This is a genomic window from Buchnera aphidicola (Takecallis taiwana) (genome assembly GCF_039355125.1).
In the GTDB taxonomy this organism is placed as follows: Bacteria; Pseudomonadota; Gammaproteobacteria; order Enterobacterales; family Enterobacteriaceae; genus Buchnera_L; species Buchnera_L aphidicola_AG.
Genome location: NZ_CP134979.1, coordinates 171277 through 182734 on the forward strand (window position 1 = coordinate 171277; position 11458 = coordinate 182734).

11 protein-coding genes are annotated in these 11458 nt (G+C 25.8%); 6 read left to right on the top strand and 5 right to left on the bottom strand.

Features of this window, described 5'->3' with window-relative positions; all coding sequences use genetic code 11:
- Window positions 1-52: 52 nt before the first annotated feature.
- The 5 genes from rsmH to map all read right to left on the bottom strand — a co-directional run bounded on the left by rsmH (window position 53) and on the right by map (window position 5099).
- Window positions 53-1015, bottom strand: a complete 963-nt coding sequence (rsmH, locus tag RJT54_RS00765) for a 16S rRNA (cytosine(1402)-N(4))-methyltransferase RsmH (protein ID WP_343128327.1) — start codon at window positions 1013-1015, stop codon at window positions 53-55.
- Window positions 1016-1053: 38 nt separating this feature from the next.
- Window positions 1054-1542, bottom strand: a complete 489-nt coding sequence (gene ilvN, locus RJT54_RS00770; RefSeq protein WP_343128328.1) for an acetolactate synthase small subunit — start codon at window positions 1540-1542, stop codon at window positions 1054-1056.
- Between the two features lie 9 nt (window positions 1543-1551).
- The gene (locus tag RJT54_RS00775) at window positions 1552-3264 is read right to left on the bottom strand and encodes an acetolactate synthase 3 large subunit (protein WP_343128329.1); all 1713 of its coding nucleotides are present in this window, start codon (window positions 3262-3264) and stop codon (window positions 1552-1554) included.
- A 160-nt stretch (window positions 3265-3424) separates the two neighbouring features.
- Window positions 3425-4249, bottom strand: a complete 825-nt coding sequence (dapD, locus tag RJT54_RS00780) for a 2,3,4,5-tetrahydropyridine-2,6-dicarboxylate N-succinyltransferase (RefSeq protein ID WP_343128330.1) — start codon at window positions 4247-4249, stop codon at window positions 3425-3427.
- Window positions 4250-4304: 55 nt separating this feature from the next.
- The gene (gene map / locus RJT54_RS00785; RefSeq protein WP_343128331.1) at window positions 4305-5099 is read right to left on the bottom strand and encodes a type I methionyl aminopeptidase; all 795 of its coding nucleotides are present in this window, start codon (window positions 5097-5099) and stop codon (window positions 4305-4307) included.
- Window positions 5100-5376: 277 nt separating this feature from the next.
- Between map and rpsB the strand changes: the two genes are divergently transcribed.
- The 6 genes from rpsB to fabZ all read left to right on the top strand — a co-directional run bounded on the left by rpsB (window position 5377) and on the right by fabZ (window position 11420).
- Entirely contained in the window at window positions 5377-6087 is a 711-nt protein-coding gene (gene rpsB / locus RJT54_RS00790; protein WP_343128332.1) for a 30S ribosomal protein S2, read from the top strand.
- A gap of 96 nt (window positions 6088-6183) precedes the next feature.
- Window positions 6184-6981, top strand: a complete 798-nt coding sequence (tsf, locus tag RJT54_RS00795; protein WP_343128333.1) for a translation elongation factor Ts — start codon at window positions 6184-6186, stop codon at window positions 6979-6981.
- A 57-nt stretch (window positions 6982-7038) separates the two neighbouring features.
- The gene (pyrH, locus tag RJT54_RS00800) at window positions 7039-7770 is read left to right on the top strand and encodes a UMP kinase (protein ID WP_343128334.1); all 732 of its coding nucleotides are present in this window, start codon (window positions 7039-7041) and stop codon (window positions 7768-7770) included.
- 57 nt (window positions 7771-7827) lie between these two features.
- A complete protein-coding gene (gene frr / locus RJT54_RS00805) occupies window positions 7828-8385 on the top strand; it encodes a ribosome recycling factor (protein WP_343128335.1) in 558 nt (185 codons plus the stop codon).
- A gap of 113 nt (window positions 8386-8498) precedes the next feature.
- Window positions 8499-10925, top strand: coding sequence for an outer membrane protein assembly factor BamA (bamA, locus tag RJT54_RS00810; protein ID WP_343128336.1), 2427 nt, complete (start codon window positions 8499-8501; stop codon window positions 10923-10925).
- A gap of 63 nt (window positions 10926-10988) precedes the next feature.
- Window positions 10989-11420: a 3-hydroxyacyl-ACP dehydratase FabZ gene (gene fabZ / locus RJT54_RS00815; protein WP_343128337.1), complete on the top strand. Its 432-nt coding sequence runs from the start codon at window positions 10989-10991 to the stop codon at window positions 11418-11420.
- Window positions 11421-11458: the final 38 nt, after the last annotated feature.

An 11458-nucleotide genomic window follows, 5' to 3' on the forward strand; every position in this document is an offset into this window, starting at 1 on the left:
TTATATTGATGTTATTGTGTGTTATATATTAAAAATTTTTGTTATATTACATTCATATAACTTGTTGATTAATGTAATTTGTTTCATGAAATTCTGCTGTTCTTAAAACAGCGCTTCTTGATTTGAAATTGTTATTTATTTCTTGATTAGTTGGAAAAATTCTATTAATTTTTTTTAATTGGATCTGACATATTTGATTAATTTGTTTTTCATTTATTGGTAGATTATATGGAATATTTGGTTTTTGACTATATTGGTTTATAAATTGTTTTACAATTCTATCTTCTAAAGAATGAAAACTAATAACAGAGATTCGACCTTGGTGCTTTAAAAAATTTAAAGCTTTATTTAAAAAAATTTGTAATGCCTGTAATTCTTGATTAATAAAAATACGGATTGCTTGAAAACTTTTAGTTGCTGGGTGTTTATGATGTTTTTGTTTTGGTATAATAGATTGAATAATGTTTGATAATTCAAATGTTGTTGAAATAGGTTTTTTTTTTCTTTGTATTATAATTTTATTTGCTATTTTTTTTGCAAATCTTTCTTCTCCAAATGACTTTAAAACATAATAAATATGTTTCTCATGACTAGTATTAATCCATTCGTGAGCTGATATACCATTATTAGGGTTCATTCGCATATCTAGAGGGCCGTTTATATTAAATGAAAATCCTCTTTTTGCAGATATGAGTTGCATAGAAGACATTCCCAAATCTAATATTATCCCGTCAATTTTTTTATATAAGTGATGTTTTTTCAATAATATGTCTACATGTGAAAAATTTCCTGGTATTATATAAAACCTATCATCGCATATTTTTTTAGCTATTGTCACAGCGTATGGATCTTGATCAATTGCATATAATTTACCTGTTGTTCCTAATTTTTCCAATATTTTTTTAGAATGTCCACCAGCACCGAAAGTACCATCTAGGTATATTCCGTTTTTTTTGACTTTTAAGGATTGTATAGCTTCATTTAACAAAACTGTTGTATGTAATTTTATATTCATAATCAAGTATTTTCATATTTGAAAATTATAGTTAAAAATTAAAAAATTGCCGATTCTCGTACTATGCCAATAATACCTGAACGTGATATCTCGATTATTGTAGATATTTTTTTTATTATATTTAAAAATATATTTATTTTTTTACTGGATCCTGTAAGTTCAATTGTATATATATTTGGTATAATATCAATAATTTTACCATTAAAAGTATCTATAATAATTTTGGATTGTTCTAATGCATAACCTGAGTTTTGTATTTTAATTAATGCAATTTCTCTTTCAATATAATGGTTTTGATTAATTTGAGTTACTTTGAGTACATTTATTAATTTATGTAATTGTTTTTCAATTTGTTCAATTGTTTTTGTATCACCATTCGTTTGTATTGTAACGCTTGAAATTGTAATGTCTTCAGTGGGAGATACAGTAATACTTTCTATATTATACCCGCGTTGTGAAAATAATCCTACTACTCTTGATAGAGATCCTGGTTCATTTTCTAATAATATCAATAACATGTGTTTCATATATTATCCTTATTTTCTTAGCCACATTTCGTTCATTCCTCCACCTTTAATTTGCATAGGATAAACATTTTCAGTGTGATCAATATGAATATCTACAAATACTAAATGACCATCTAGTATTTTCTTTAATGCTATTTTTAATTTTTTTTCTACTTCTTCAGGTCGATTAATTAACATTCCTATATGCCCATAGGATTCTGATAATTGAATAAAATTAGGTAATGATTTCATATATGAGTGAGAATGTCGGCCAGAATAAATTATATCTTGCCATTGTTTTACCATACCTAGAGCGCTGTTATTTAAATTTAAAATTAGTATTGGTAGTGTATATTGCATCGCAGTAGATAATTCTTGTATATTCATTTGTATACTACCATCACCTGTGATACAAATAACAATTTCATCAGGAAACGCTAACTTAACGCCTAATGCTGCTGGTAATCCAAACCCCATAGTACCTAAACCGCCTGAATTGATCCACCTTCTTGGTTTATTAAATGGGTAGTATAATGCTGTAAACATTTGGTGTTGCCCAACATCAGATGTGATGTATGCATCACCTTTAGTTAAGTACCATAATGTTTCTATTACACATTGTGGTTTAATTTTTGTACTTTTTTTATCATATTTTAAACTATTTTGTTTTTTCCACTTATGAATACATTGCCACCATTTTTCTAAACGATGGTTTATAATAGACTTCTTATTTTGATATAAGAGTTTAAGCATATTTTTTAATATTTTTCTTGCATCACCGACAATTGGTACATCAGCTCTGACAGTTTTTGATATTGATGTTGGATCAATATCTATATGTAAAATTTTTGCGTTTGGACAATATTTATTTAAATTATTTGTAGTACGATCATCAAAACGGGCACCAATCGCAAAAATTACATCAGAGTGATGCATAGCCATATTAGCTTCATATGTTCCGTGCATACCTAACATATTTAAGTTTTGTGTATGTTTACCTGGGAATGCACCAAGTGCCATAAGTGATGTTGTGACTGGAATATTTAAAATTTCTGCTATTTTTGTTATCTCTTGCGAACTATTCGAAGATATAATACCTCCACCAATATATATAATTGGTTTTTTAGCATGTAATAAGATATTTATTATTTTTTTTATTTGACCTTGGTGGCCTTTTATTACTGGGTTGTATGATCGGATATAAACAGTTTTAGGCCAAGAATAAATTTTTTTATTATTTTTACTTAAAATATCTTTTGGTAGATCAATTACTATCGGTCCTGGACGACCGGTATTAGCTAACCAAAATGATTTTTTAAAAATTACAGGAATATCTTCAGTTTTTGTAACTAAAAAGCTATGTTTAACAATTGGTCTAGAAATGCCAAGCATATCGCATTCTTGGAATGCGTCATACCCAATTAATGCAGAATCTACTTGACCAGAAATAATTACCATAGGGATAGAATCCATGTAAGCTGTAGCAATTCCTGTAATTGCATTTGTCGCTCCAGGTCCTGATGTAACTAATACGACCCCTGTTTTTCCTGTTGATCGCGCATATCCATCAGCCATATGTGTTGCGCCTTGTTCATGTCGAACTAATATATGCTTGATATAAGCATTGTTTTTTAATGCGTCATAAATATCTAATACTGCTCCTCCAGGATATCCAAAAATATATTCTATTCCTTGATCAATTAATGAACGAATTACCATTTCTGATCCTGATAATAATTCCATTATATCTCCTTCTATTATAGAAATTAATATGTAATATTACGTATCGTATATTAATATTTTTTTTATAATTATAATAAATTTTTTATCTTCCTTGATTGTAGGGAATATTTTAATTGTTCAGATCCATTATTTTTTTCGGATCTGAATATATGTATGAATTTTATTTAAGGTCACGTAATAATTGATTGATTTCTATTTTTTTTAAAGTTTTAGTATTGACTTGTTTTACAATAACGGCGCAGTATAAGTTATATTTTTTGTTTTTAGCTGGTAATGTACCTGGTACAACTACAGATCCTGCGGGAACTCTACCATATATTATTTCATCTGTTTTTCGATTGTAAATTTTTGTACTTTGTCCAATATATACACCCATTGAAATTACTGATCCTTCTTCTATAATAACTCCTTCAACAATTTCTGATCTTGCTCCAATAAAACAATTATCCTCAATAATAGTAGGATTATTTTGTATAGGTTCTAATACCCCGCCTATTCCAACTCCTCCAGATAAGTGTACATTTTTACCGATATATGCACAAGATCCTACAGTACTCCATGTATCGATCATAGTTCCTTCATTTACATATGCACCAATATTAATATAGGACGGCATGAGTACAGTATTTTTAGCGATAAACGCACCTTTTCGTATTGTTGCTGGTGGTACAATACGAATATTGTTTTTTTTTAATTCTTCTTTAGAGGTATTTTGATATTTTAAATCAATTTTATCGTAAAAAGTATTTTTTAAACCGGTAGTGATTTTATTTTTTTTGATACAGAAATATAATAAAATAGCTTTTTTTAACCATTGATGTGTTATCCAAGTGCCGGCGCTTTTTTCTGATATTTTTAATATTCCACAGTCAAGAAGATTAATCGCTTGTTCGATTGCATTATAAGTTTTAGTATCAATATTTTTATTATTAAGTTGATTTTTTTTTTCAAATGCTTGCTCAATAATTCGTTTCAATTCTTCCATAAATATTTGCTCTATTTGTATTTAACCGTGATATAAAAAGATATATAATAATTTTTTATTTTTTTTTATTAAAATATATTTTTTGTATTTTTTCATTTTTTCTTTTTGTTAATATTTCACAACCATTTTCAGTTACAAGTACAGTATGTTCATATTGTGCAGATAAACTGTAGTCTTTTGTACAAATTGTCCAATTATCGTCCATACAAAATACTTCTTTATTTCCAGCATTAATAATCGGTTCTATAGTAAATATCATACCTGGTTTAAAAAAAACTTTATTTTCATGATAATTATAATGTAAAATGTACGGTTGTTCATGAAATGTCGTACCAATACCATGCCCGCAATATTCTTTAACAATGGAAAATGGTGTTGTATTGACATAGTTTTGTATTGTTTGTCCAATAATACTAATTGGTAGACCGGGTCTAATTACTGGAAATGTTCTATATAGACTTTTCTTTGCAACTTGACATAATTCATATGCTATCTTGTGTGTTTTTCCTACAATAAACATTTTTGCTGTATCAGCATAATATTGATTTTTTATTACTGTTACGTCGATATTGACAATATCTCCGTTATTTAGTTTTTTATTTTTATTTGGAATACCATGACAAGCGATTTCATTTACTGAAATACAAATAGAACTTGGAAAACCAAGATAACCTAAACAACCTGGTATTGCTTTTTTTTGAATGATATAATTATGACAAATTTGATTTAATTTTTCAGTTGTGGTACCAGGTATAACGTATGGTTCTATTTTTCTTAATACTTCACCTGCTAAATAGCCAGATATTCGCATTTTGTTAATTTCTTGCTGATTTTTAATATGAATATTCATTTTTTTTGCTATATTGGTTTATTCAAGTATATTTGTATCGTTAAAATATTAAAATTGTTTTACTATCTGTGATAAAATATAATTTATAATAAAATATATATTCAATAAATTAATTTTTTATCATGTATTCTAAATATATTCATTTCTATTTATTATGATTAGATTATTGATAATAATATATTATTAATATAAAATATATATTATTATTTTTTTTTGATCAATCTATTATAACTACAATATCTATATTTTTAAACTTATAGGAGCGAGAATCGTTAAGATGATTTCTATTCATGATATGATAAAAGCGGGTGTGCATTTTGGACATCAAACACGTTATTGGAATCCTAAAATGAAACCATTCATTTTTGGTGTGCGTAATAAAATACACATTATTAATTTAGAAAAAACAATGTCTATGTTTTATACTGCTTTATTAGAATTACGGAAAATTCATTCTCGTCAAGGTAAGATTTTATTTATTGGGACAAAAAAATTTGCTAGTGATATTATTAAAAATATAGCAATTAATTGTGATCAGTTTTATGTTAATAAAAGATGGTTGGGTGGTATGCTGACAAATTGGAAAACTGTTCGTCAGTCTATTCAGCGTTTGAAGGATTTAGAAGGACAAGTACAAGATGGTACATTATCCAAGTTAACTAAAAAAGAAGGTTTAATTAGAATGCGAGAATTACTAAAACTAGAAAATAGTTTAGGTGGTATTAAACATATGGGCGGATTACCTGATGTAATTTTTATTATTGATGCACATCATGAACGCATTGCAATTCAAGAAGCAAATAATTTAGGTATTCCAGTTTTTTCTGTTGTAGATACCAATTCTAATCCGGATGGTATTGACTTTGTAATTCCTGGTAATGATGATGCAATGCGTGCTATAACCTTGTATTTAAAAACAGTGTTTAATTTTATATCTACTAAACATGAACAACGTAATAATAATACTTCAATTGAATATATAGATTAGTCTGAAATATCATGATTTAGTATTTTTATTCTATATTGGATTAGATATTTGATTTATAATACATGTGTTTTAATGTTAATAAAAAGGAAATATGTTATGCATATTACTACTGATCTTGTAAAAGAATTAAGATTAAAATCAGGAATTGGTATTATGGAGTGTAAAAAAGCTTTAATTGCTGCTCATGGCGATATTAAAAAAGCTATTATTATTTTAAAAAAAAATGGACAGATTAAAGCAGAAAATAAAATTACGAATATTGCTTCTCGAGGTGTAGTTGCGACATATGTTATAAAAAACAAATATGCATATATGATAGAATTGAATTGTGAAACAGATTTTGTTGAAAAACATCCGGATTTTTTAAATTTTTCTTCAGAAGCGTTACTTTATATACATAAAAATAAGATTAAAGATATATCTATATTACAGGCATTATTAGAAGAAAAGCGTATTATGTTGGTTTCCAAGTTTGGTGAAAATATTTTAATTCGGAGATTTTGTTTTATTGTCGGTAAATATATTGAATGTTATGTGCATAGAAATAAAATTGGTGTATTAGTACAATCAAACTCTAAAAAAGTGGATGTTATTAAAAAAGTTGCTATGCATATTGCAGCTAATAATCCTGACTACTTATCGCGTCATGATATACCTGATGCAATTATAGAAAAAGAGCGTAATATACAATCAGAAATTACTGCACGTTTAGGTAAACCGTTATCTATAGCAAAAAAAATTGTTAATGGCCAAATAGAGAAATTTATTGATAATATATGTTTATTAGAACAAAATTGTGTGTTTGAAGTTAATCAGAAAATTAAAGATTTTATTAGTATACATGATACAAAAATTTTACAGTTTATTCGATTTGAATTAGGTGAAATGATTTAAATATATTTTTTAAATACATTATTATAATGATCAATTTTAAAATTACAATTTATAAATATGAAATTTATATATAGACGTATTGTACTTAAGATTAGTGGTGAGGTTATTAAAAGTTTTAATAATAATCAATTTTCAACTTGCATTATACGTGATATTATTCAAGATATTCAGTATTTAGTGAAGCATGGTATTCAGATTAGTATTGTAATTGGGGGAGGTAATTTATTTAGGGGTGCTACTTTATCGAAATTTGGTATTAATAGAGTAACAGCAGATTATATTGGTATGTTATCAACAGTAATTAATGGACTATTTTTGAAAGAACTTTTTAATAAAGTCAACATATCTTCTTGTTTAATGTCATCTCTATGTATCAATAGTATTTGTCAACCGTACAATTTAGATCAAGCATTAGAGCATTTATCGAATTCGGTAGTAATGATTTTTTGTGGCGGAATTGGTCAACCTTGTTTTACAACAGATTCTGTTGCATGTTTAAAAGCTATTGAAACTCGATCTGAAATTATTATTAAAGGGACAAAAGTAAATGGTATATATTCAAAAGATCCAGAATATAATCAAGATAGTATTTTATATCACCAATTAAATTATAATGATGTTTTGAGATATGAGTTTAAAGTGATGGATTTGACAGCATTTATATTAGCTAGGGATTATAAGATTCCTATTTATATATTTAATATTGGACATAATCGAGCATTAAGACGGATTTTACGTGGATGTAATGAAGGTACTATTATTAATGATAGTATGAAAGATATATCATGATGTAATATATTAATTTTATAAGATAATAAAAATATAATAAATTTTTAGGTGAATGTTATGCATAATAGTATATTACATGATACAAGAAATCGTATGGAGAAATGTTTATCAATTTTTCAGAACAATATTAATAATATGCGCATTGGTCGTGCATCTACTGGTTTGGTAGATAACATTTGTATAGAATATTATGGTGTAAAAACACCATTAAAAGAACTGGCGAATATTACAATTGAAAATTCCAATACATTAAAAATTGCTGTTTTTGATAGAAATATTTTAAATGTTGTGGAAAAAGAAATTTTTCATTCAAAATTAGAAGTTACACCATTAGTGCATGATCATGTTATTAGAATCATTATACCATCTTTAACTGAAGAAAGGCGGAAGAAACTTTGTAAACATCTTCAATCTGATGCAGAACATACGCGCATTAGTATACGTAACATGCGTCGTGATGCAAATGATAACTTAAAAAATCTTGTTAAACAAAAAGTTATTACAATTGATATTGAACGTATGACACAACATGAAATACAAGCCTTAACAGATAAATATATTAAGCAAATTAATAATTTCTTTATTAAAAAGAAAACTGAAATTATGCGCGTGTAACATGAGGTATTAACGCATTATCATAATTTTATTTTGTATTATGAAAAATAAATTATTATAATAAATTTTATTTGTTATTTTAAATATTATACTACTTGATATGTAATTGTATCATGAAAATATTTATAATGAGAATGTTATTAGCATTTGTATTGTGTTTTTATAGTGCGGTTGGTATTGCTGAAAATAAAAATAGTATTAAAATAATACAATTTGTAGGTTTACATAATATTTCAAAATCTGAAGTATTACATAACATGCAGATAAATCAAGACCATACAATGACTGCAAACGAGATTCAAGATAATACTGCTAAGTTACTTGCTATGGGGGTTTTTAGTGATGTTATAGTTTCTGAATTAAATGATAGTATTGTATTTAAGTGTGAAGAAAATCCAATAATTTCTAAGATTACTTGTATTGGTAATATGCAAATTAATCAAAATATTATTTTTGATCAGTGTAAAAAAAATAATATAAAAATTAACCATATATTTAATAAAAATTCGTTAAATATATTGCAGAATAGTTTACAGAAATTATATGAGAAATCTGGTATTGATGGTACTAAAATTAATATTTCGTATCAATTAGTAAGTAGCAACACAATGATTTTACAAATTCAGATTTTAGAAGGTGTGTCAAAATTATTAGATACTATTAATATCATAGGCAATAATCATTTTTCTAGTTATAAAATTATATCCTTATTTACATCTTATCCAAGCTTTTTTCAAAGACATATACTTCATAATAAAAAATTTGATAATGCGATTTTTTCTAGAGATTTAGAGGCGTTAAAACATTTTTATTATGAAAATGGCTATATTGATTTTAATATTACAGATGTGAAATTTTTACCTTCGAAAAATAAGAAAAATATTGTAATTAATATTACAATTGATGAAGGAGAACAATATGTTTTATCGTCTTGTAGAACTCGTGGAAATATAGAACATTATGATTCTATCTTTAAAGATGAATTAGTTAGTATAAAGCTGGATTCAAAATATAATTTGTACGATATTATTGATATTAAAAATCGCATTCAAAATACATTTTTTAATCTTGGTTTTTTAAAATGTCAAATTGTAATACATACTGTTGTAGATAAACAAAATAAATGTGTTAATCTATATTTTGATACTGACTTAGGTTCAAGGTTTATTATTAATAAAATTGATATTCAAGGTAATACATTTACAAAAACTGAATTTTTACATCATATTGTCAATAAAATATCATTAGGTCAGTATGCTAATTTACAGTTAATTAATCAAGGTAAATATGATCTTGAAAATACCGGTTATGTTCAAAACGTTACTATAAATTATAAAATCTTGCCTAATTCTATCGATAAAGTTGATATCATATACATAGTACAAGAAAAGAAAACGAATAGTTATCATGTAAATACAGGTTATAATATTACTGATGGTATGCATTTAAAGTTACAGTTTAGACATAATAATTGGTTTGGGTGTGGTATTGATACTATTTCGAATCTTTTTCATAGTCATCATAAGAATAATATTGATTTCATACTTCAACATCCAAATATAGTGCATGATGTTATTTTGAGTCATCGTATTTTTTATAATACGATTAATATTCCTGATAAAAAATATTTTGATTTATTAAAAAAGAATTATGGATTTGAAGAAAATATTACGTTTTTGAAATTAAAAAACCATATTATTACAGTGAACGTCAATTATAATCAAGATGATTTTGCGCATGTACAGAATGCTATATCCAAAAAACAGGTTTATGTTTATAAACTACATCATAGTGTTCACAAAACACATTATTCATCAAATTCACATATGATTATTTCATATTCTTGGTTATATAATACTATACCGAATGTACATTTCTCACATTGTGGTAAGAAAGTTTTATTTTCAGGAAAATTTGTATTTGAGAATAATAATAGAAATTTTCATCAAGAGTTGTTTACTTATGAGGAATATTTTAAGGTATTTCATAGTGTAAAATATGTATTACATACTTATTTGAGTAGTGGAATTGAGTTTCCAATGAATACCACATGTGCACCATATTATGAAGGTTTTCATATGCAAGGTGTAAATAATATACGTGGATTTGTTGATAATAGTATTGGATATAAAGCTATTCTTATATGTAAAAATCACGATGTCAATTATCATGGTGATAATACCATAAAACATGATAACAGTATTCTTTTTGGAGGAAATAGTTTTATTATAGGAAAATTAGATTTAATTGTACCAAATTTTTTTATTTTTATTGACAAGTATGATAAGTTTTTCCAAACTTCTTTATTTCTTGATGTTGGTAGTATTAAGAATATTGTTTTGAAAAATTCTTTAGATAATATTTTTAAGCAATTTTATCATTATCATAATATTGATAATAATTTGCATGCTTCAACAGGTATAGAAATAGTTTGGGATTCTGTTTTTGGTCCTATAGATTTTTCGTATTCATATCCACTGATTTATAATATTGGTGATTTATTGAAATCTTTTCAATGTCATATGCATTATCGACAATAAAACAATTATCATATTATAAATTTTTTTATAATGATTAAAAATTTATAAAATATATTGATCAATATGAAACAAATTTTAAAGTTAATACCGCATAGGTATCCATTTTTATTAATTGATCGTATTAAATCATATAAATATGATAATAGAATTAAAGTTATTAAAAATATTACTGTAAATGATCCTTGGTTACAAGGTCATTTTCCTAATAAATTTATTTTTCCAGGAGTTTTAATGTTAGAATCAATCGCGCAGTCTGCTATTATTCTAGCATTACTTCAACATCCCGAGCATCAAAATAGTAACGGATTATATTGTATGACAGGTATTAATACTGTAAAATTTAGAAAAATAGTTATTCCAGGTGATCAATTATTGATCACCGTTCATATCCTGAAAGAATATAAAGGTATGATTTTTTTTCATGGTACTATTTATGTAAAAAATAATCTTGTTTGTTGTGCAGACATTACATGTAAATATATTTTGAATATGTAATACAAATAATTAATATGCATATAAATATGTATTTTTTA